Genomic DNA, 22,794 nt, shown 5'->3' on the forward strand with positions numbered 1-22,794 from the left:
GGGAACTCTGAGGGGTAGCGGTGTGGCCGGGCAGCGGCCCCAGGGCCGGCGATGCTACGCAACGCGTCCTTTTCCCTCAAGGCAGGCGGGTGTTGGCAGGGGCTGGCGATCGGCCGTTGGCCCCCGTGATCAGGGTGCTTACGGGCAACATGAAGATTTGTTCATGGCTGCGCTCGTTGGCGTGATGAATGACTCGCAGAAAGGTGCTTTGTGGATCCATAAAAACGGATGTGCGGTAACCGAACGGAAAAACTAGAAATTGATAAATTCATAACTTATTGAAAATAGTGATAAAAATAATCAATTATCTTGGTTGTCTGCCAATTTCTGTGCCATCTGATTGTTTCACCAAAACTCACCATATTGTCTATGGATCCATTATCTGGTTGATTAGCGCCTGACGACGGCCAGAGCCCTCCGGCCGTGCGCGACAACAATTACAAGAAGGGTCCAGTCATGAATGGCTTATCACGGGCGTGGAACCGTCACGGTTCCTGCTGCTCGCCTTGCGTGTGCACGTCTTTTCTCTCGTCTGTGGTCAGCATCGGCCGGCAGGTGACCCCATGAACACCGACCTCAAGCAGCGTCTGGACAATGACCCGATGGGCCGATTCCAGTGCCTGGCCATTGGTATCTGCATCGTGCTGAACATGATCGATGGCTTCGATGTGCTGGTGATGGCCTTCACGGCGGCTTCGGTTTCTGCAGAGTGGGGCCTGAGCGGGGCGCAGGTGGGGCTGTTGCTCAGCGCCGGCCTGTTCGGCATGGCGGCCGGGTCGCTGTTCATCGCGCCGTGGGCTGACCGTTTCGGCCGGCGCCCGCTGATTCTGTTCTGCCTGGCGCTTTCTGGCGTTGGCATGCTGCTCTCGGCCTTGAGCCAGAGCCCGTTGCAACTGGCGCTGCTGCGCGGCCTGACCGGGCTTGGCATTGGCGGCATTCTGGCCAGCAGCAATGTGATTGCCAGCGAATATGCCAGCAAACGCTGGCGCGGCCTGGCGGTGAGCCTGCAGTCCACCGGTTATGCCTTGGGCGCCACGCTTGGCGGCTTGCTGGCGGTATGGTTGCTGGGCCATTGGGGCTGGCGCTCGGTGTTTCTGTTCGGTGGCATCGTCACCGTGCTGGTGATCCCCCTGGTGCTGTTGTGGCTGCCGGAATCGCTGGACTTCTTGTTGGCGCGTCGCCCGCGTAATGCCCTGGCGCGGGTCAACCGCCTGGCGGCCAAACTGGGGCAGCCGGCACTGTCAGCATTGCCGGCGCCACAGCTCAAGGTGCCAGGCGCTGCCACCGGGTTCAGGCAGCTGCTGACACCCGACATGCGCCGCACCACCCTGGTGATCTGGTTGCTGTTCTTCCTGGTGATGTTCGGGTTCTATTTCGTCATGAGCTGGACGCCAAAACTGCTGGTTGCCGCAGGCCTGTCGGCGCAGCAGGGCATCACCGGCGGGGTGCTGCTGAGCGTTGGCGGCATCCTCGGGGCGGCGCTGATTGGTGGCTTGTCGTCGCGCTGGCCACTGAGCCGCGTGTTGTCGATGTTCATGCTGATCACCGCCGGGCTGCTGGTGCTGTTCGTGGCGAGCGGTTCATCGGTCAGCGCAGCGCTGGCGCTGGGGCTGCTGATCGGGCTGTTCTCCAACGGCTGCGTGGCGGGGCTGTATGCCCTGTCGCCGGTGGTTTATGACGCTTCGGTGCGCGCCACCGGGGTGGGCTGGGGCATCGGCATCGGCCGGATCGGCGCCATCCTGTCGCCGACCGTGGCCGGCGTGTTGCTCGATGGTGGCTGGCAACCGCTGCACCTGTACGGGGTGTTCGCCATTGTCTTCGTACTGGCCGCAGGTTGCCTGATGTTGCTCAGGCCAGCGGCAAGGCCGGCGCAGCCCGCCATGGTCGACGCCTAGGCCTGGCCATCGATGATCGCCTCGGCGACCGTCGCGCAAAACCATTGCAGGGCGGCAGAGTTGTCGCTGTTGGGGTGCCAGTTTAGCGAGACATCGAACGCGGCCACCTGGAAGGGCAATTCGAGCATCTTCAAGCCGCCGTCCTGCATGAACAGCCTGGCGATCTGGGCCGGCAATACCGCCAGCAGGTCGGTGCCGGGGATGATCTTGGGCAGCACCGAGAAGTGCGGCACGTGCAGGCTGATGCGGCGCTGCACCTGCATGCTGTTCAGCACATCCTCGACGCTGCCGTGGCCGGTGGTGCGGGTGACGGTGATGTGGCGCTCGGCAACGAACTGCTCAAGGCTGAGGCTGTCGCCGATGCGCGGGTGAGCGCTGCTCAGCAGGCAGACGTAGCGCTCGTGCATCAGCACCTGGCTGCGGGTGCCGGGCACGGGTGGGCGGCAAATCGCAGCGTCGATCTTGCCACTGGCCAGCCACTCGCCCACCTGGTCGACCTGCAAGGGCAGCACTTCGACCTCGGCCTGCGGTGCCTCGCGGTTCAGGCGCGCCAGAATCAGCGGCAAAAAGCCCATTTCGCCAAGGTCGGAGAGGGCGATGCGAAACCTGCGCTCGGTGCTGGCAGGGTCGAACTGTCGGGTGCTCTGCACGGCGCTTTCGATGCGCGTCAGTGCGTCGCGCAGCGTCGCGTACAGCTGGTCGGCAACGAACGTCGGCTGGATGCCGTCACGGGTGCGGCTGAACAGGGCGTCGTCGAACAGCTCGCGCAGGCGCGCCAGGCCATAGCTCACCGAAGGTTGGGTGACGAACAAACGCTCGGCGGCGAGGGTGACGCTGCGGGCTTCGTAAAGGGTGACGAAGGTGCGGATCAGGTTCAGGTCAATGTGGCTCATGGGCACTCGCGTCGTGCGTAGTCATATAGATCAGTTTTATTTTTGCCAAAGATAGTATCGATTTGATCAATTTGGTAGCGGCTGCAAAAGTAACCCAAATTCTAAAAACGAGCTGCAAGGGTCTTTATGAAAACTGTTCACAGCGCCGCCTACGACATCCTCCGCCAGCATGGCCTGACCACCATGTTTGGTAACCCTGGCTCCAACGAGCTGCCGTTTCTCAAGGGCTTCCCAGAAGATTTTCGCTATGTCCTGGGCTTGCATGAAGGGGCGGTAGTGGGCATGGCCGACGGCTATGCGCTTGCCAGCGGCCAGCCGACGTTCGTCAACCTGCATGCCGCGGCCGGCACCGGCAATGGCATGGGCGCACTGACCAACGCCTGGTACTCCCACAGCCCGCTGGTGATCACCGCCGGCCAGCAGGTACGCAGCATGATCGGCGTGGAAGCCATGCTGGCCAATGTGGACGCGGCGCAGTTGCCCAAGCCGCTGGTCAAGTGGAGCCACGAACCGGCCTCGGCGCAGGATGTGCCGCGTGCCCTCAGCCATGCGATCCATGCTGCCAGCCTGCCGCCACGCGGCCCTGTGTATGTATCGATCCCTTATGACGACTGGGCCTGCGAAGCACCGAAGGGCGTCGAGCATCTGGCCCGTCGGCAGGTAGCCAGTGCCGGGCTGGCTTCGCCGGCACAGGTGCAGGGGCTGTGCGAGCGCTTGTCGGCGGCGCGCAACCCCGTGCTGGTACTGGGGCCGGATGTCGATGGCTGCGGGGCCAACGGCCTGGCGGTGCAACTGGCGGAAAAGCTGCGCATGACCGCCTGGGTGGCGCCGTCGGCCTCACGTTGCCCGTTCCCGACGCGGCATGCGTGTTTCCGTGGGGTGCTGCCGGCCTCGATCGCAGGCATCAGCCGCTGCCTGGCGGAGCACGACCTCATCCTGGTGGTGGGGGCACCGGTGTTTCGCTATCACCAATATGCGCCGGGCGACTACCTGCCTGCCGACTGCCAGCTGCTGCACCTGACCTGCGACCCTGGCGAGGCTGCGCGCGCCCCGATGGGTGATGCCCTGGTCGCGGATATCGCGCTGACACTTGAAGCCCTGGTGGCGGGCGTGACGCCGAGCGAGCGGCCCATGCCGGTGGCCTTGCCGCAGCCGGAGCCGGTGGCCGACGACGGCGGGCTGCTGCACCCGGAAACGGTCTTCGAGCTGATCGACCGGCTGGCCCCCGCCAACGCGATCTACGTCAAGGAGTCCACCTCCACGGTCGGTGCCTTCTGGCGGCGTGTTGCAATGCGTGAGCCGGGCAGCTACTTCTTCCCGGCCGCAGGGGGCTTGGGTTTCGGCCTGCCAGCGGCGGTCGGCGTGCAGCTGGCATCGCCCGAGCGGCGCGTCATCGGCATCATCGGCGACGGCTCGGCGAACTACGGCATCACCGCGCTGTGGACGGCTGCGCAGTACAACATCCCGGTGGTGTTCATCATTCTGAAGAACGGCACCTATGGGGCGCTGCGCTGGTTCGCCGATGTGCTGAACGTGAGCGATGCGCCAGGGCTGGACGTGCCAGGCCTGGACTTTTGCGCCATCGCCCAGGGGTACGGCGTACAGGCTGTGCAGGCGCAAACCGGCGCCGAGTTCGCCCGTGCGTTCAGCGCGGCCCTGGCGGGTAACCGCCCCGTGCTGATCGAGGTACCGACCCAGACCATTGCTCCCTGAAGCATCGGGCAACCGCCGCGCCTGGCGCGAAACACAACAACAATAAAAAACCGAGGTGGCTATGAAGACGACTTCCGTCAGTGAAGTGATCGATGCTGCACCCTTTAATCGCACCCACCTGCTGATACTGCTGTGGGGCTGTTTCATCATGCTGTTCGACGGCTATGACATGGTGATCTACGGCTCGGTGGTGCCGCGCCTGATGCAAGAGTGGCAACTCAGTGCAATCGAAGCCGGCACGCTGGGCAGTTGTGCACTGTTCGGCATGTTGTTCGGCGGCACCTTGCTGGCGCCGCTGGCTGACCGTTATGGGCGGCGCAAGCTGATTATCCTGACCACCTTGCTGGCCAGTTGCGCCGCCTTCATGACCGGGCATGCGAGCACCCCGCTGCAGCTCGGTGCATGCCGCCTGGTGACGGGGTTGGCGCTGGGGGCGCTGGTGCCGAGCGCAGTGAACCTGATCAGCGAATTCGCCCCCCAGGGGCGGCGCAGCACCATGATCACCGTGATGTCCAGCTTCTACTCGGTGGGTGCGGTGCTGTCGGCCCTGCTGGCGATCGTGGTGATCCCACAGTGGGGCTGGCAGGCGGTGTTCTACGTGGCCGTGCTGCCAGTGCTGGCGGTGCCGTTCATGCTGCGGTACTTGCCTGAGTCGGCGGCGTTTCTTGAGCTCAAGGGCCGCCGTGACGAGCTTGATCGGCTGCTGGTCAAGGTCGACCCAGCGTTTCGCCCAGGTACCGAGCTGCGCCTGCAGGGCGCCGGCCAGCCGGTGCGCACGGCGCGCGTGGCGCAGTTGTTCGGCAAGGGCCAGGCATTGGCAACCTTGCTGCTGTGGGTGGCCTTCGCCATGTGCATGCTGATGAGCTACGGCCTCAACACCTGGCTGCCCAAGTTGATGGCGCAGGGTGGCTATCCGCTGGGCTCGAGCCTTGCGTTTCTGGTGACGCTGAACATCGGCGCCACGCTGGGTGCGCTATTCGGCGGCTGGCTGGCCGACCGGCTTGGGGTGCAGCGCACCCTGGCGCTGTTCTTCGTGCTGGCAGCCCTGTCGCTGGCGGCATTGGGCTTGCAGCCTGGCCCTGTGCTGCTGAACCTGCTGTTGCTGGTTGCCGGGGCCACCACCATCGGCACCTTGGCAGTCATCCACGCCTATGCCTCGATTGCCTACCCCGCGCACATCCGCTCCACCGGCGTCGGCTGGGCCGCCGGCATCGGCCGCCTGGGTGCGATTGCCGGGCCGATGCTCGGTGGCAGCCTGCTGTCCATGCAGTTGCCGTTGCAGCAGAACTTCCTGGCTTTCGCCTTGCCGGGGGTGATCGGTGCGCTGGCCATCGTCTGCATCCACGTGCGTGCACCGCAACCGGCCGACGCGCCGGAAGTGGCCAACAAACCTACGATTTGACCAAGGAGCCTTTCATGTCTGATACCTGCCCGCGTTACCGTGACCTTCACCTGCAGCCGATTGCCGGCCAATGGCGCGCCGGCGCTGCCGGCAAGACCCTGAACGTGCACAACCCGTTCGACGACGCCTTGTTGCTGCAGATTCCACAGGCCAACCGTGATGACCTCGATGCGGCCTACCGCGCTGCCGCCCAGGCCCAGCCGCAATGGGCGGGCCTGGGGCCAGCGGCGCGGGCGGCGGTGCTGCATGAGGTGGTGGCGGTGTTTGACCGTCGCCGCGAAGAAATCGTCGAGTGGATCATTCGCGAGTCCGGCAGCACCCGGCTCAAGGCGCAACTGGAATGGGGTGCGGCGCGGGCAATTGCGCTGGAGGCTGCGTCGTTTCCGTCGCGGGTGCACGGGCGTATCGTCGACTCCAACGTGCCGGGCAAGGAAAGCCGCGTGTACCGCAGCGCCTTGGGCGTGGTCGGGGTCATCAGCCCGTGGAACTTCCCTTTGCACCTGACCCAACGCTCGATTGCCCCCGCCCTGGCGCTGGGCAATGCCGTAGTGGTCAAGCCCGCCAGCGATACGCCGGTGTGCGGCGGTTTGCTGCTGGCGCGCATCTTCGAAGAAGCCGGGCTGCCGGCGGGCGTACTCAGCGTGGTGGTCGGTGCAGGCAGTGAAATCGGCGATGCCTTTGTCGAGCATGAGCTGCCCTCGTTGATCACCTTTACCGGTTCCACCCCGGTGGGGCGCGGCATCGGCCGTATCGCCAGCGGTGGCCAGCACCTCAAGCATGTTGCGCTGGAGCTGGGCGGCAATAGCCCGTTCGTGGTGCTGGACGATGCCGATCTCGACCAGGCGGTGAACGCTGCCGTGTTCGGCAAGTTCCTGCATCAGGGGCAGATCTGCATGGCGGTGAACCGGATCATTATCGATGAGAGCCTTTACGAGGCGTTTGCCGAGCGCTTCGTCGCACGCGTCAAAGCGTTGGTGGTGGGGGACCCGAATTTGCCGGCAACGGTGATCGGCCCGGTGATCAACGCCCGGCAACTGCAGGGCCTGCAAGAGAAAATCAGCCTGGCCCGGGCTGAGGGCGCCGAGCCTTTGTACGAGGGTGGGGTGACCGGCAACCTGCTGGCGCCGCATGTGTATGGCGAAGTCACGGTCGACATGGACCTGGCCCGCAATGAAATCTTCGGCCCCCTGGTCGGCCTGTTGCGCGCGCGCGATGAAGCCCATGCCTTGGCGCTGGCCAACGCCAGCGAGTTCGGGCTTTCCAGCGCGGTGTTCAGCCGCAACCTGGAGCGTGCCGTGCGCTTTGCCCGCCAGGTGCGTGCGGGGATGACGCACATCAACGACATCCCGGTGAACGATGAGGCCAATGCGCCGTTCGGTGGCGAGAAAAACTCCGGGCTCGGGCGCTTCAACGGTGACTGGGCGATCGATGAGTTCACCCGCGATCACTGGGTCAGCGTGCAGCACACGCCGCGCGCGTACCCCTTCTGATGCACTGAACCCCTGAGTGCTGCCCGGCCCGGCCGGGCACCCCAGCAGCCACCCGATGACGGGCGCCGAGCCGCCCGCAGGGGCCGGCTGCGTCCATGAAAAGCGGAGAACAATAATAATGATCGACACGTCTTGCACCCTGGCCCGTACGGCCGTTGCCGTTTCGCTGGTGTCAGGCCTGAGCCTGCCTGCCTGGGCCGAGGAGGGCGGCTTCTTCGAAGATGCCAAGGCTGGGCTGACGCTGCGCAACTACTACTTCAACCGGGATTTTCGCGATTCGGGTGCGGCCAAGAGCAAGGTCGACGAGTGGGCCCAGGGCTTCATTCTGAAGTTCACCTCCGGCTATACCCCTGGCCTGGTCGGCGTCGGCCTGGATGGCATTGCCCTGTTCGGCATGAAGCTGGACAGCAGCCGCGATGCCAGTGGCTCCGAGTTGCTGCCGGTGCACGATGACGGGCGTGCGGCAGACAACTATGGGCGGGCCGGGCTGGCGGCCAAGCTGCGCATTTCGGCAACCGAGCTGAAAGTGGGCGAGCTGATGCCCGACATCCCGCTGTTGCGCTACGACGATGGCCGCTTGCTGCCGCAGACCTTCCGCGGGGCGATGCTCGACTCGCGCGAGATAGAAGGCCTGAGCCTGCAGGCTGGCCAGTACCGTGAGGTGAGCCTGCGCAACTCGTCCAACATGCAGGACTTGTCGGCCTGGGCGGCGCCGGGGGTGATGGCTGACGGGTTCAATTACGCCGGTGCCGAGTACCGTTTCAACCAGCAGCGCACGCTGGTCGGTGCCTGGCATTCGCAGCTCGAAGACATCTACCAGCAAAGCTACTTCAACCTGCTGCACACGCAGCCGCTGGGTAACTGGACGCTGGCGGCCAACCTGGGTTATTTCATCGACAAGGAAGACGGCCAGGCGCGCATTGGCGATATCCAGAGCCGCACGGCGTATGGCTTGGTGTCGGCTTCGCACAGCGGGCACACGGTGTACCTGGGGTTGCAGAAGGTCAGCGGTGACAGCCAGTGGATGTCGGTGTATGGCAGCAGTGGCCGGACCTTGGGCAACGATATGTTCAATGGCAACTTCAGCAACGCCGACGAGCGTTCCTGGCAGGTGCGTTATGACTACAACTTTGCCGCGATGGGCGTGCCAGGGTTGTTGGCGATGGTGCGCTATGGGCACGGCGAGAATGCCACCACGGGGGCGGGCAGCAATGGCAAGGAGTGGGAGCGTGACACCGAGGTGAACTACACCTTCCAGAGTGGCACCTTGAAGAACCTCAACATTCGGTTGAACAACGCCAGCAACCGGCGCAGCTTCAGTGGTGACTTCGACCAGACGCGGTTGATCGTGAGTTATCCGTTTTCGTTGTGACCGCTGGGGGCGCTGTGCGCCCCTTTCCCACAGCACCCTGGAAACTGCACTTACCCGGCGAATCGAGCCTGGCGCCGGCGCACTTCCTCGCGTACCGCCGGGATCACCCAGCGCCCGTAATCCACCGTGTCATACAACGGGTCATACCCACGGTTGAGAAACGTACTCACGCCTAGATCAACATAATCCAGCAAGGCCTGCGCCAACGGTCAGAACTGGTAATCGACCTGGGCCAGCAAGGTGCGCCCGGGCATCGGTTGCAGGAAGGTGTTGGTCGAACCTGCCAGGCCACTGACGAAATTCAGCTCGTCGGTGACGTTGAGCATGCGCACCGTGACGCCCCACTGGGGCTGGCGGTAGTACACGGCAAGGTCGAGGTTGTATTCGTCGGGCACCTTCACCGTCTTGCTCAGGTTCAGGTACCAACTGCTGGTCCACCAGCCGGAAAGCTCCACGCCGAAGCCGGAATCGAAGCGGTAGTCGACATAGCCGCCGGCGTTGTACTCGGGGATCTGCACCGCATCGAACTTGCCGGACGGGCGCTGGTTGAGGCTGTTGTTGTCGCCGAACACGGTGCCGTTGTCGGCGATGAAACCGGCCGAGGCGAACCCGGCCTGGCTGGTGAACTCGTTGTAGGCACTGATGCGGCTGAGGTTGAGGCCCCCGCGCAGGTGCTCGTCCTGGTAGCGCAGGGTCGCTTCCCAGCCTTTGACGATCAGCCGGGCGATGTTGTTGTTGCTGTCCGGCGCCTGGTCGCGCGCCTGCTTGTAGGCGGCCAGGGTGAAGAACAGCTGGTCGGGCACGGCCTCCACCTTCAACCCTACTTCGTGCAGCACGCTCAGGCTCTCGAACGCCAGCGGGTTGAGCTGGTTGGCCCCGGTGCCACTGCCCCAGCCCAGGCCATTGGTGAAGAAACCGGTATTGACGGCCAGCGAGCGGTCGAAGGTGTAGTACAGGGTGCTGTTGTCGGTGGGCTTGAAGTAGGGGCTTACCTGTACCGAGAACAGCCGGTAGTTGTCCGAGTCCTTGCGCGGGTTGCCGCCGGCGAGCACGAAGGGGTTTTCGATGCGGGCATCGATCCAGCTGCGGCTGGCCCCTACATTCAACCCCACGCGCTCGCCCAGGCGCAGGTTGTGCTGGCTGAACAGGGTCTTGGTGGTCCAGGTGCTGTCGGCGGTGTAGGGCGCCACCGATTCGGCGTACAGGCCGTGCCCCGCCGGGTACATGGCTGGCAGGTTGAGCCAGCCGTAATAGCTGGACAGCTGCGGCACGCCGGGTTGGCCGATCCAGGCGCCGTTGCCGCCTGCGGGGTTGCGCCCGGCCAGGCCAAGCAGGTCGCCCGGGTTTTTCAGGGTCGGGTCGAGGGTGAGGTCGTAGGCGTTGATGGTGGAGCCGAAATTGTTGTTGGCAGCGATCGACTCGTTGCGTTCGCGGCGGTAGATCAGCCCGCTGTTGCTGTCGTCGACCAGCGTCAGGCCGCCCAGCTGCCATTGCCCGCGGGCGCGGAACTCGAAGCGGTTGTCGAAGATGTCGTCCTTGCCTTGCACCTGGAACGCACCCACCGCGTCGGTGGTGTCGGTCGAGTGCTGGTAGAAGGTGCTGTTGGCCAGGGTGATCGACGGGGTCAGGTCACCCTCGACGCGCAGTTGTGTGGTGAAGCGCCGCGAGCGGTTCTGGTCCTCGGCGCGCTGGCCGGTCTGCGACGACAGCGAGGTCTGCCCATTGCCTGCCAGCGCCGGGTCGTACACCCAGCCGCGCAGGCTGCCAGGGTTGGCCTGGGTGTTGGGTGAGGCGCCCTGGAAGCTGCCATCGACCACCTGGTACTGGCCCTGCGCGTTGCGCTGGCGCTGCACCCAGCCCAGCACCTGGGCGTCGCTGGCAGCGGACGACAGCACCGGCGACCACAGGTTGTTGCCGTTCTGGATGATCGGCGTGGCACGGCCGGCGTTGTACTTGCCGTGGTCTACCAAGTCTTGGGTGGCGCGGTTCCAGCCGTGGGTGATGTTGTAGTCGTAGTAGTCGTCGTAGGCGGCGTTCCAGTCCACCCGCAGGTTGTCGTTGCGCCAGGCGAGTGCGCCGTAGAACGCGTCGAAGTTGTTGTCGACGTTGTCGTAGAAGGTTTGCTGGCGCTGGCGGGTGATGCTGACCCGGTAGGCCAGGCTGTCACTGATGGGGCCGGTGTGGTCGACACTGAATTTGCTGGCATCGCGCGATTCGCCGTCGGGGACCCAACTGCCGACTTCGCCGCTGAGGCGGGTACGGAAGCGGTTGAAGTCGGGCTTCTTGCTCAGGTAGTTGACGTAGCCGCCGCTGCCACTGACCGAACCGTAGGTGACCGAGGAGGGCCCGGCAACGATGTCGGCACCCTCGTAGGCGTTGAAATTGGCGGGGTGGCGAACGCCGTAGGCGCGTTGGCCATCCTGGAACACCTCGGAGTTCTGCCCGCGCATCTGCGGGGTGATACCGGCGTTCTGGCCGCCACCGCGGGTGATGCCGGGGGCGTACTTGACCAAGTCATCAGCGCTCTGGATCGGGTCGCGGGCCAGTTGTTCGGCGTTGATCTGGGTAACCGAGCGTGGGGTGTCGAGGACCTTGGTTTCCAGGCCGCCGTAGATCGAGGCGGGTGGGCGCGTAGGCAGGGCGTCGTCGTCAGTTTGCTCGGCCTGCACGGTGACCGTTTGCAGTGGGGTGTCTTCGGCATACGCCATGGGCACGGTAGCGGCCAGGATGGCGAGGGCCAGCGAGCTGGGCTGGAATTTGGGGTGCAGCAAGGCAACGCGGGGCATGGGGCTGGGCCTCGTACTATTCGGGGAATGGGAAAAGCGAGGGGCGCAGCCGCGCCTGCGGTTGATGGGTTTATCGGGGGATTGCCGGGGGCGCTAAGCCTCCCTGATGCTCAACTTCTCAGCCACAGGCTCTCGAACCTCCAGGTACTGAACAGCGATTGCTCCGCCTGCGCCCCACCCACCCGGGTACTGACGCTGTCGAGCAAATCGGCAAAGCCCCAGATCAGCATGCCGCCGCGTTCGTATTGGATGCGCTGGGCGCGGTGCACCAGCGCCTTGCGTTTCTCCAGGTCAGGCTGGGCCATGGCGGCGAGGAAGGCTTCGCTGAAGGCCGGGTCGTGGAAGTGGGTCTTGTTGGCCACGGCGAACGGCGCGTCGGTGTGAATGGCGCTGGCCAGAAACGGCGCGCCGATGCTGCCACCGGTGCTCAAGGTCCAGTCGTCGCGTTGCGGGCCCTGGAACGTTGCCAGGTCCACTTGACGCACCGTGATCGTCACGCCGATGCGCCGCGCCTGTTCGGCCAGCACCAGCGCTGAGGCCAGCCCCGGCCCTGGGGTCGTCACCAGTTCCACCTGCAGGCCTTCCTGGCCTGCGTCCTTGAGCAGCTGCGCCGCCCGTTGTGGGTCATGCGGGCGTGGCCCGAGGCTGTGGTCGAAGGTGGGATCGAAGGGTGCGTACAGGTCGTTGGCCACGCGGCCTTGGCCATTGAGCGCGCGGCGCACCAGCTCTTCGCGGTCGGCCAGCAGGCGAAACGCCTCGCGCACCCGTGGGTCGTCGAACGGCGGCTTGGCGGTGTTCATGTCGAACGACAACCAGTTGCCGCTCACCGATTTCAACAGGCGCAGGCGCGGGTCGGCCTGCAGCACCTGAAGGTGCTCGGTGGACATCACGTTGGCCATGTCGATCTGCCCGGCGCGCAAGGCCGCCAGGCGGCCGGTCTGGTCCTTGAAGTCGATGATTTCCAGTTCTTCGGCGTAGGGCTTGCCGGGCTTGTAGTAATTGTCGAAACGGGTGAACAGCGAGCGTTGGCCCGGGGTGAAGCTTTTGAGTTTGTACGGCCCGGCACCGACCGGGTTGGTGACGGGGTGGTAATCGACCGGCACGATGCCGCCGAAGTTGACCCAGGTTTCGGGCAGCGGCAGGTAGCTGCGGCCTTCGCGAAAACCCAGGCGCACGGTGCGCGAGTCGAGCTTGACCAGGTTGTCGCGGTCGACCCAGTGCAGCAGCGCCGCGTAGGGCGAGGCCAGCTGCGGGTCGGTCAGGCGCCGGATGGAGAAGATCAGGTCGTCGGCGTCGATGGTCTTGCCGTGGTGAAACTCCAGCCCCGGTTTGAGCCGCAGGGTCCAGCCGCTGGCGTCGGCATTGGGCTCGGCAAATTCGGCCAGGGCCAGGCGCGGCTGCATCTGCTCGTCCCACTCCCACAGCTTGCTGTACAGGGCAAAGCCCCGCACGATGCCGCTGCCGACCGGCTTGTGGGCGTCGAGGTTACCGCTCTGGTTGCCATCGATGATGCCCAGGCGCAGGCGCCCGCCATGACGCGGCAGGTCGGCAACCGCGTGGCCGGGGCTGTCGCTTGGGCCGCAGCCGGCCAGGAGCCCGCCGGCCAGCACGCCGGCATGGCCGAGGAAGCTGCGGCGGTTCAGTGGGTAACCGTCCCAGGCCATGGCATCAGGCTCCGTTGCTGGCGTGCAGTTGCACAGCGGTGGAAGCCGGGCGGGTGAGGGCGGCCCGCTGGCCACGGAAGTGCGGCAGGATGTGCTCGCCGATGCGGTAGGCTTCTTCCAGGTGCGGGTAGCCGGCGAGGAAGAACAGGTCAATGCCGATGCCGTGGTACTCGCGGATGCGCGCCACCACGTTGGCATAGCTGCCCACCAGCGCGCAGCCCGGGGGGATGCCGATGTAGCCGAAGCCGGTCCACACGTTGGGGTGGATGAAAAAGTCGTCGAAGGCCTGTTGCTCGTCGTTGTCGCTGTAGCCGTGCTCGTAGCTCAGCTTGCGTGCCGTGCGCAGGCCGGCGTGGGCGGCGCGGGCCTTGACCGTGCCCTTGGCCACGCCTTCGTCGAAGAAGCGTTTGGCCTCGGCCCGCGCGGCCTCTTCGGTGTCGCGGGCGATCACATCGATGGACAGGCCGAAGCGAATGTCGGTACGCCCCCACTTCAAGGCGCGGGCGCGGATGTCGGCGATCAGCGCGGCGATTTCGTTCGGGTGTTCGGCACGCATCAGGTAGAAGTCGGCATGCTTGGCAGCGAACTCGCGCGCCGCCACCGACGAACCGGCCGTGCAAATCAGCGGCAGCTCGGCCTTTTTCAGCGGCCCGCGCAGGCCGCCGCCCTCGGCGCGGTAGTAGCGGCCTTCGTAGTGAAACTGCTCGTTGTGCCAGTAGCCGCGCACCACGTCCATGAACTCCGTGGCGCGGGCGTAGCGCTGGTCGTGGTCTTCGAAGTCGCCGACCTGGCGCTGGAGGGCGTCGGAGCCGCCGTTGATGATGTTCCACACCAGCCGGTTGCCCGTGGCGCGCTGGTAGGTCGCGGCCTGCTGCACCGCCACCCAGGGTGTGTAGTGGTAGGGCTGGAACGCGGTGACGAACTTGAGGGTGCGGGTTTCTCGCGCCAGCAGCGAGCACACGGTCCACGGCTCTTCGCCGGTGGGCGCATTGACCATCAGCGCGCCGCCGAAGCCGTTGATTTCCGCTGCGCGGGCGATCTGGCCGAGGTAGTCGATATAGGTGAAGTGATCACCTACGGCAAACCCGGACACGGCACCGCTGCTGGCGCCGCCCGCGTGCCAGTCGCCACGGTTGCGGGGGTCGCCTGGGAGGTACTGGGTTTCGCCATGCAGCGGCAGGCGGGTGAAGAATTCGAGGCTCATGAGGTGGCTTCCTTACTGGACGCTGGGGCTGCAGTTGGGCGTGACCGGCTGGCCGCTGATGACCTGGCGGGCGAAGGGGATCGAGTCCTTGAGCGAGGCGTTGACCGTTTCGCTGTGCCCCAGGCCCTTGTACAGATGGCCTTGCACTACCGAGCCTGCCTTGCAGGCGTCCTGCATCAGCGCGACCTGGGTGGCGGCGGCGGGGGTCTTGTCCTCGGCACCGGTGCCGATGAAGATCGGCTGGGCCAGTTTCAGGGTGGGGTAGGACACCTGCGCCAGCCATGGCTTGAGCTTATCGCCCTGGTAGTCCTTCTTGGCGTTGGCCGGGGTCAGGCCGGTGCCGACCACGTCACTGACCAGCGACGACAGGCAACTGGTGCGCGCCTGCTCGAACAGCGGCAGGGCTTTGTCGGTGTAGAAATCACGCGGGTTGATGCTCGGGTCGTACTGCTGCGCGGCAAGCAGGGTGTAGAAGCCGTACGCCAGCGCCGGGTCGACCTTGTTCGGGTCCTGTTCGCCGACGTTTTTCTGGCCCACGGTGTATATCACGCCGGTGCCGATGCTGCCCTTGACCCCCAGTTTCGGCGCGTAGGTTGCCGCGTAGGCACCGGCTGCGAACGCACCGGCGCCGCCTTGGGATTGGCCGACGATCAGCACTTTGTCGGCAAGCCCAGGCACGCCCGCGACCACGGCTTTGGCTGCATCGAGAATGCCATAGGCGGCCATGCGGTTGTTCAGCAGCGGGTGGCCACCTGGCACGCCCAGGCCTTGGTAGTCGGTGGCGACGATGGCATAGCCCTCTTCGAGCCAGCGGTTCAGGTACTGCACATCGCGGTAGGAGCGCCCGGCCCACGACGGTGCGCAGATATCCGCCACACCTACGGTGCCATGGCCCCAGCTGGCGACCGGCCAGCCGCCGGCCGGCGCCTTGCCCTTGGGAATGAACAGCGCGCCGGACACCACGATCGGCGTCTTGCCGTCGATGCCGTCCAGCGAGGTGTAGAGGATGCGCTGGGCACTGGCGGCGTTGGGCAGGCTCAGCGCCGGGTCCAGCGCTTCGCTGCGCAGCAGTTTGCCAGGCGTGGCGGGGATCGCCTTGGTCCAGGTGTAGAAGCTCGAAACGCGGCCGTCACCCTGTTGCGGGTCGGGTGTGGGGGCGTAGGTGTCGGCGGCCAAGGCGCCAATGGAAAAGGCCAGGGCACTAAGGCCGAAGATGACGGAAACAGACAGTTTCATGGGTGATGTTCTCAAGGTTGTTGGCTGATTTGAGCGTCCAGTGACGGCCAATAGTGGGTGAGCTGCAGGTCGATCAGTGCCTGGCGGGTGAAGCCTGTGGCCAGGTCGTGGGTGATGTCGTAGGGCGTGCGGATCAGGCGGTTGGCCAGGGCGTACTGGCCCAGCGCGTCGTAGTGGGCCTTGAGCTGGGCATCGCTTTTCGGTGCCCAGCGCGCCTTCCACGCCACCGGGTCGTCCTGGTCGTCACGGCGCAGCACGCTTTCGGCCACGCCCGCGCGCGAGGACAGCGCGTAATAGCCATCGCGGTTCTGCTCCAGGGAGATCCACCAGGCCGCGCGCACCCAGGCCGTGGCCACCAGTTGCGTGAGGTCGGCGTGCTGCTGCACGAAGCGGTCGGTGCCCCACAGGTCGGATACCAACCGCCAGTCATTGGCGCCTTGCTTGGTCGACCAGAGGATCCGCGCCACGCCCTTGTCTTGCAGGGCATAGGCCTCATTGAGCAGCACGGCTGCATCGACCTTGCCGGCTGCCACAGCGGCGGCGCCAACCTGCGGGTTGAGGTTGGCGACCTTGAAGTCGCCGAGCGTCAGCCCCTGGCTTTGCAGGAAGTTGCTGAAGGCGAACTCCCAGGGGCGCCCGCGATGCAGGGCCAGGCGCTTGCCTTTGAGGTCCTGGATGCTGTTTACCGTAGAGTCACTGGGCACCACCAGGTAGATGTTGTTGCCGCTGCCGCCAGGCACGATCAGCTTGCCGGGCACCTGGCCGGCCCCGGCGATGACCGAAGGCAGGTCGCCGCGCACGGCGAAGTCCAGGCTGTCGTTGCTGAAGCCCTCGTTGATTTGCGGGCCGGCGCCGGCGTGGGGCAGGGCGGTCCATTGCAGTTTCACGCCGCGGGCGGCCAATTGCTGTTCGAGCCAACCGTCTTCGATCACCCGCCCCGGGATGCCACCGAAGACCGGCGCGCCGCCTTGGGTGAAGGCAACGATGGCGATGCGCACCGCAGCCGGTGGCTCGGCCGCCAGTGCGGTCAGGCTGAGGAACAGGCTGCCCAGCAGGGCCAGGCCGTGACGCCAGAGATTGTTCATGTGCAGCTCCAGGCAGGGGTTCAACAGGTTTGGGCCGCGTGTTGCAGCGGACCAGGCGTTGACAGGCCAAGAGCGAAATACATGCCATGATTTCAAAAGCGCGCTGCAAGCCTTTAACGGCGGGGCTTTGAGCGAGTATGGAGGGTAAGTTGGGCAGCCTTGCCTGCTGATCGGCAGGCAGGGGAGTGCTGGCGGGTTGCTGCTCCAGCAACAGCCGATTGCTGGAAACTTTTATATTTCAAATTCGAATATCTAAATATGAATTAATAATTTTTTGATCTAATTTGTTTCGGGCACTATGGGGGTGCGCGTCAATTGCCAGGAATGCCCCCATGTCGCTGATCACCCATCCTAATGCCCGAGAGCTGACCAAGTCGGTACGTGCCACCGTGCTTGTGTTCAAGGACCCTCGCTCCCAGGAGTTGCTCAGCCGTATCGAGCGCCTGGCGCCCAGCGAGGCCAATACCCTGATCATCGGCGAAACCGGAACCGGCAAGGAACTTGTCGCTCGTCATATCCATCAACTGAGCCGTCGTGGCCGCGAGCCGTTCGTGGCAGTGAACTGCGGTGCGTTTGCCGAAACCCTGGTAGAGAGCGAACTGTTCGGCCATGAGAAAGGTGCCTTCACCGGCGCCACCTCGAACAAGGCCGGTTGGTTCGAGGCTGCCAACGGCGGCACGCTGTTCCTCGACGAGATTGGTGACTTGCCGCTGAACATGCAGGTGAAGTTGCTGCGCGTGCTGCAGGAGCGCGAGGTCGTGCGGCTGGGCTCGCGCACGCCGATCCCGATCAATGTGCGCCTGGTAGCGGCGACCAACGTCAACCTGGCCGATGCCGTGGTGGCAGGGCATTTTCGTGAAGACCTGTTCTACCGCCTGCACGTTGCCACCATCCGCCTGCCGCCGCTGCGTGAGCGGCCGGGTGACATTCTGCCACTGGCAGAATTTTTCATCGAAGAGCATTGCCGGCGCCTGGGCTACGAGCGTGCCGCGCTCAGCCCGGACGCCGAACGCAAATTGCTGGCCCATAGCTGGCCGGGCAACATTCGCGAATTGGAAAACGCGATTCACCATGCGCTGCTGGTGTGCCGTTATCAGGTCGTGGCACCTGCGGACCTGCACCTGGTGGACATGAGGCCGCAAGGCGCGGCCCAGGTGTATGCCGCGCATCCCGGCGCAGCACCGGCGATCGCCCCACCGGCCAACCTTGAGAGTGCGTTGCTGGCGCTGTTCGAGCAGAACGTGCCGAACCTCTACGAGCACATCGAGGAGACGGTGTTCCGGGCCGCGTACCGCTATTGCCACGGCAACCAGTTGCAGACCGGGCGGTTGTTGAACATCAGCCGCAACATCGTGCGGGCGCGGCTGGAAAAGATCGGTGAGTTGACCAAGGCGTGATGTGAAGGGCAGCCGCCGGTCTTGCAGACAGCCTGGCGGCGTGGCAGTAGCAGCATGAATGAAGGGTTGCGAAGCCCCAGACGACTCAGGTTAAATGAGAGTCATTACTAAAGACGCCCTTGCCGGTTCACTCCATGTCCTGCGCTGATCCCTCCCTGCAAAAAACCGTGCACACGCTCTACGCCGAGCACCATCCCTGGCTGTGTGGGTGGCTGCGCAACAAGCTCGGTTGTGTCGAGCATGCCGCAGACCTGGCCCAGGACACCTTCATCCGCGTGCTGACCCTGCGCAAGGCGGCCGAGCTGCGTGAACCACGGGCCTATCTGAGCAGTATCGCGCGCAGCCTGATGATCGACATGTTCCGGCGTCGGGCCGTTGAGCAGGCCTACCTGGAAACGCTGGCCGCCCGCCCCGAGCAGTTCGAGGTTTCGCCCGAGGCGCGCACGTTGATCATCGAAGCGTTGCTGGAGATCGATCGCCTGCTCGACGGCCTGGGCGCCCGCACCCGTGAAATTTTCCTGATGGCGCAACTCGATGGCCTGAGTTATGTCGAGATCGGGCGGCGGCTGGACGTTTCGGTCACCACCGTAAAGAAGCACGCCGTGCGTGCACTGACCCATTGCCTGATGCTGGCCGAGGACTGAACCGTGGCCGAGGCTCAGCCCCTGGACCGGCGTGTGCTCGAAGCCGCTGCGCGCTGGTATGTCGAGTTGCGTTGCAATGCGGATGAAAGCACGCGTGCGGCGCATCAGCGCTGGCTGCACAGCCATCCATTGCACTTGCAGGCCTGGGAACGCCTGGCGCGCTTGCAGGGCACGTTCGAGCAGGTGGCACCGGGCATCGCCCGCCCGACCCTGAGCAGTGCCAGGGCCAAGCGCCGCGAGGTGCTCAAGGTGATGTCGATCGTGCTGGCGGCGGGCGGGGCAGGGGGGCTGGCCTGGAACGAGGGGGGCGTTGCGCGGTTGATGGCCGACCAGCGCACAGGGGTTGGCGAGCGCCGTTCGCTGCGCTTGCAGGATGGCAGCTGCTTGCAGTTGAACACGGCCACGGCGGTGGATATCCGCTACAGCGCCCAATGGCGCGCATTGCACCTGTTGGACGGTGAAATAGCGGTGGAAACTGCCCGCGACGAGCAGGCCCGAGCGTTCATCGTGCATACCGATCAAGGCAGCATCCGTGCCCTGGGCACCCGGTTCACCGTGCGCAGCGATGCCGACAGCACCCGGGTCTGTGTGCTGGAGCATGCCGTGGAGGTGCGCAGCGCGCATGCGTTGGCCGCAACGCGCGTCGAGGCCGGCCAGCAACTGAGTTTTCGCGCCGATGGCGTAGGGGTGGTGCAGCCCGCCACCGCGCTGCCTGACGCCTGGACCCGCGACATGCTGCTGGTGGATGACTGGCGCCTTGGCGATGTTGTCAGCGAATTGCAACGCTATCGGCCTGGGCACCTTGGGTGTGATGAGGCGGTCAGTGAGCTGCGGCTGTCTGGGGCTTTTCATTTGGGCAATATCGACACTGTGCTGGATAACCTCACGACTACCTTGCCCGTGCGTGTTCGTCGGTTCAGCCGGTATTGGGCGCGTGTTGAGGCGGTTTGAGGGGGCGCATGGCTTGAGGGTATTGAGGGGGTGCCATGTGTTTGCCACGACATTTTCAGCGTCTGTGAGATCGAGCGCCGCAGGTGCCAGGCTTGGCATTTTCAGCGCCTGTGAGATCGAGCGCCGCCCGCGCGGCGCATCGCGACGCAAGGCCGCTCCTACATTTGTTTCGGGCCAGTGAGGCCAGTGGCATTTGCGCGCGACCGCCTTGTTTGTACGACGCGATATTGAAGGGGGCACCAAGGGGCCGCGCGCCAATCCCCCAGGAATAATTGGCCCGAAACAAATGTAGGAGCGGCCTTGCGTCGCGATGCGCCGCGCGGGCGGCGCTCGATCTTATAGGCGCTGAAAATGCCAAGCCTGGCACCTGCGGCGCTCGATCTCACAGGCGCTGAAAATGCCGTGGCAAACACAGGTTCGCCTTTACCCCATCTCCCAACCAGAAAATCGCTGCCAAGCCCCATTCCATAAACGCGCCCTTTTTTACATAAGGGGGGTTACCGATTCCGATTCTCATTCGACTTGTAAGTAGAGGCGCCTCAGACGCCATAAAAAACTGCCGCAGGGCGAAAGGAATACCATGCTCCCCACAGACACTCGCACCCCCGTCATCCTCATCAACGCCGCCAAAACCGCACTGGCCCGCTCAGTCCATCGCGCACTGTTCAGCATCACCCTGGCGACCCCGCTGGCCGCGGTGATGATTGCCCAGCCCGCCGTCGCCCAGGCCCGCGCCGATGCCGCGTTCGACATCCCGGCCGGCCCGCTGGGCTCGGCGCTTACCCAGTTCGCGGCAGCGGCAGGGGTGACGGTCTCGTTCGAGCCGTCCTACGTCCAATCGCTGAGCTCGCCCGGCCTGCATGGCCGCTACAGTGCCGAGGCCGGCCTGCGCCAACTGCTCGTGGGCAGCAAATTGCAGGTGCTGCGCCAGGCCAATGGCAGCTACTCGCTGCTGCCCATGGTCGGCGATGCCTCGACGCTGCAACTGGACAGCACCAGCATTACCGGCGCCGCCGTGGAATCGGCCTATGGCCCGGTAAACGGCTATGTCGCCACCCGCAGTGCGACAGGCACCAAGACCGATACACCGATCCTGGAAATACCCCAGGCCATCAACGTGATCACCGCCGACCAGGTGCAGGCCCAGGGCGCCCGCAACCTGACCCAGGCACTGCGCTACACGCCGGGGCTGGCCACGGGCGGCTTCACCGACCGCAACACCATTGCCGACGAAATCACCAGCCGTGGCTTTGCCCCGACCCCGCTGTACCTGGACGGCGCATACGTGCCGTATGCCGGCAGCCTGGGCGGTGCACCGCAGATCGACCCTTACACCCTGGAGCGCATCGAGGTGCTCAAAGGCCCCTCGTCGGTGCTCTATGGGCAAAACCAGCCGGGCGGGCTGATCAATATGGTTTCCAAGCGCCCGACCCGCGAGCAGCGTAGCCAGGTCAAGCTGGGCGCCGGCAGCTACAACCGCGCCAACGGTGCTTTCGACACCAGCGGCCCCTTGGATGAGCAGGGCGAGTTTACCTATCGCCTGGTCGGTGTTGCCAACAAGGGCAACGAACAGGTGGCCCACGCCCATAGCGAACGCCTGCTGCTGGCACCCAGCCTGACCTGGTCGCCGAACGAGGACACCTCCTTTACCGTGCTGGCGCAGGTGCAGCGTGACGACGGCGCTGCCGACTACCAGTCGCTGCCGATGATCGGCTCGCTCAAGCGTGGCCCGACGGGCCAGCACATCGACCGCGACTTCTTCTCGGGCGACTCGCACTACAACGATTACAAGCGCAACCAGTACATCTTCGGCTATGACTTCACTCACCGCTTCAGCGATGACCTGGCCGTGCGTTCGACGGCGCGTTACACCGATGTGCGGGATCGCTACAAAGGGTTCTACCTGCGCAGCTTCGTCTCGGACGGCGACAGCGTCGATTACACCCGGGCCAACCGGGTCAAGCTCGACTGGCGCCAGCACAATATCGCCTACACCCTCGATAACAACCTGGAATACAAGTTCAACACCGGCGCGCTGCAGCACACCACGCTCGCAGGTGTGGACTACCGCCACTTCTCGCGCAAATACGATGGCTACAACGCCTACAACGTGTTGCCGGTCGACCTGTATGGCAAGAACAACTACGACACCAGCAGCGTGACCCCGGTGCTGGACACCCAATGGGACAACACGGTTCGCCAGACCGGTGTGTACGTGCAGGACCAGATCAAGCTGGACCAGTGGATCCTGACCGTGGGCGGCCGCCAGGACTGGGCCGAAATCGACAACAAGGACCTGCTGGCCAAGAGCATCGCCTCGCAGCGTGACAACAAGTTCACCGGCCGTATCGGCCTGACCTACGTCACCGAGTTTGGTCTGGCGCCTTACGTCAGCTATTCGCAGTCGTTCTTGCCGACGCTGGGCACGGACTCCGCTGGCAAGTCGTTTGAACCGACCGAGGGTGAACAGTACGAAGTGGGGGTGAAGTACCAGCCGGCCGAGGGCACATTGCTGACCGCCTCGGTGTTCCAGGTCACGCAGAAGAACGTGTTGACCCAGGACGACGACAACCCCCAGTACCAGGCGCAGGATGGCGAGGTGCGTTCGCGCGGCGTTGAACTGGAGCTCAAGTCCACCCTCGACAATATCGATGTGCTGGCCGCTGCAACCTACATCGACTCGTTCTATACCAAGAGCAACTATGGCGACCAGGGTAACCGCAGCGAATCGCAAGCGCCGGTTTCGGCCTCGCTGTGGGTGGATTACCACTTCACCCAGGCCATGCTCAATGGCCTGACATTCGGCGCAGGCGCCCGCTACACCGGCCGCAAACCGGGTGATTCGTCCAACTCGTTCGACGTACCGGCGTATGCGGTGTACGACGCCACCGTCAGCTACGACATGGGCAAACTCGACCCAAGCCTGCGCGGCCTGCAGGCCAGCGTGAACGTGCAGAACATCTTCGACCGCGAGTACGTGTCGGACTGCAACTATGCGTTCGGTTGCTACTACGGCCAGGAGCGCGTGGCCTCGGTGGAGATGACCTACGGTTGGTGACCAG

General features: G+C 64.7%; 15 protein-coding genes and 1 pseudogene. 9 read left to right on the top strand and 7 right to left on the bottom strand.

The genetic code is table 11. From position 1 onward, the window contains the following. Positions 1-563 precede the first annotated feature (563 nt). The gene (locus DJ563_RS04295) at positions 564-1,895 is read left to right on the top strand and encodes an MFS transporter (protein ID WP_434518881.1); all 1,332 of its coding nucleotides are present in this window, start codon (positions 564-566) and stop codon (positions 1,893-1,895) included. On the opposite strand, the gene DJ563_RS04300 is transcribed toward DJ563_RS04295, so the two are convergent. After that, positions 1,892-2,788: a LysR family transcriptional regulator gene (locus tag DJ563_RS04300; protein ID WP_186659959.1), complete on the bottom strand. Its 897-nt coding sequence runs from the start codon at positions 2,786-2,788 to the stop codon at positions 1,892-1,894. The two genes, DJ563_RS04295 and DJ563_RS04300, sit on opposite strands and share 4 nt — an antisense overlap. Positions 2,789-2,914: 126 nt before the next feature. Here DJ563_RS04300 and mdlC point away from each other — a divergent pair, with 126 nt between their 5' ends. The 4 genes from mdlC to DJ563_RS04320 all read left to right on the top strand — a co-directional run bounded on the left by mdlC (position 2,915) and on the right by DJ563_RS04320 (position 8,765). Further along, on the top strand, positions 2,915-4,501 hold the full coding sequence (mdlC, locus tag DJ563_RS04305) for a benzoylformate decarboxylase (protein ID WP_434518882.1): 1,587 nt from the start codon (positions 2,915-2,917) through the stop codon (positions 4,499-4,501). Positions 4,502-4,562: 61 nt separating this feature from the next. Beyond that, entirely contained in the window at positions 4,563-5,903 is a 1,341-nt protein-coding gene (locus DJ563_RS04310) for an MFS transporter (RefSeq protein ID WP_434518883.1), read from the top strand. A 14-nt stretch (positions 5,904-5,917) separates the two neighbouring features. Beyond that, a complete protein-coding gene (locus tag DJ563_RS04315) occupies positions 5,918-7,393 on the top strand; it encodes an aldehyde dehydrogenase family protein (RefSeq protein WP_434518884.1) in 1,476 nt (491 codons plus the stop codon). Positions 7,394-7,511: 118 nt separating this feature from the next. Continuing rightward, positions 7,512-8,765 (top strand): OprD family porin, encoded by a 1,254-nt coding sequence (locus DJ563_RS04320; RefSeq protein WP_033697229.1) that lies wholly within the window; start codon positions 7,512-7,514, stop codon positions 8,763-8,765. Positions 8,766-8,815: 50 nt separating this feature from the next. Here DJ563_RS04320 and DJ563_RS04325 read toward each other — a convergent pair. From DJ563_RS04325 to DJ563_RS04350, 6 genes and pseudogenes are all read right to left on the bottom strand, one after another. Beyond that, positions 8,816-8,971, bottom strand: a pseudogene (locus DJ563_RS04325) (LLM class flavin-dependent oxidoreductase); the annotation flags it as partial. Positions 8,972-8,974: 3 nt separating this feature from the next. Then, entirely contained in the window at positions 8,975-11,551 is a 2,577-nt protein-coding gene (locus DJ563_RS04330) for a TonB-dependent receptor (RefSeq protein WP_434518885.1), read from the bottom strand. Positions 11,552-11,661: 110 nt separating this feature from the next. Next, the gene (locus DJ563_RS04335; protein ID WP_274099815.1) at positions 11,662-13,215 is read right to left on the bottom strand and encodes an ABC transporter substrate-binding protein; all 1,554 of its coding nucleotides are present in this window, start codon (positions 13,213-13,215) and stop codon (positions 11,662-11,664) included. Between the two features lie 4 nt (positions 13,216-13,219). Further along, entirely contained in the window at positions 13,220-14,419 is a 1,200-nt protein-coding gene (locus DJ563_RS04340; RefSeq protein ID WP_274099816.1) for an LLM class flavin-dependent oxidoreductase, read from the bottom strand. 12 nt (positions 14,420-14,431) lie between these two features. Continuing rightward, entirely contained in the window at positions 14,432-15,655 is a 1,224-nt protein-coding gene (locus DJ563_RS04345) for a lipase family protein (protein WP_274099817.1), read from the bottom strand. Between the two features lie 11 nt (positions 15,656-15,666). Continuing rightward, positions 15,667-16,740 (bottom strand): PhnD/SsuA/transferrin family substrate-binding protein, encoded by a 1,074-nt coding sequence (locus DJ563_RS04350; protein ID WP_434518886.1) that lies wholly within the window; start codon positions 16,738-16,740, stop codon positions 15,667-15,669. 332 nt (positions 16,741-17,072) lie between these two features. On the opposite strand from DJ563_RS04350, the gene DJ563_RS04355 reads away from it, so the two are divergent. The 4 genes from DJ563_RS04355 to DJ563_RS04370 all read left to right on the top strand — a co-directional run bounded on the left by DJ563_RS04355 (position 17,073) and on the right by DJ563_RS04370 (position 22,790). Continuing rightward, positions 17,073-18,137 (top strand): sigma-54 interaction domain-containing protein, encoded by a 1,065-nt coding sequence (locus DJ563_RS04355; protein WP_033697246.1) that lies wholly within the window; start codon positions 17,073-17,075, stop codon positions 18,135-18,137. 134 nt (positions 18,138-18,271) lie between these two features. Beyond that, on the top strand, positions 18,272-18,781 hold the full coding sequence (locus DJ563_RS04360; protein ID WP_033697249.1) for a sigma-70 family RNA polymerase sigma factor: 510 nt from the start codon (positions 18,272-18,274) through the stop codon (positions 18,779-18,781). Between the two features lie 3 nt (positions 18,782-18,784). Beyond that, positions 18,785-19,732 carry a FecR domain-containing protein gene (locus DJ563_RS04365; RefSeq protein ID WP_434518887.1) on the top strand — a complete coding sequence of 316 codons (948 nt, stop codon included), beginning with the start codon at positions 18,785-18,787 and terminating at the stop codon, positions 19,730-19,732. A gap of 580 nt (positions 19,733-20,312) precedes the next feature. Beyond that, the gene (locus DJ563_RS04370; RefSeq protein ID WP_434518888.1) at positions 20,313-22,790 is read left to right on the top strand and encodes a TonB-dependent siderophore receptor; all 2,478 of its coding nucleotides are present in this window, start codon (positions 20,313-20,315) and stop codon (positions 22,788-22,790) included. Positions 22,791-22,794 lie beyond the last annotated feature (4 nt).

This window comes from Pseudomonas sp. NFX1 (assembly GCF_051123555.1).
GTDB lineage: Bacteria > Pseudomonadota > Gammaproteobacteria > Pseudomonadales > Pseudomonadaceae > Aquipseudomonas > Aquipseudomonas capeferrum.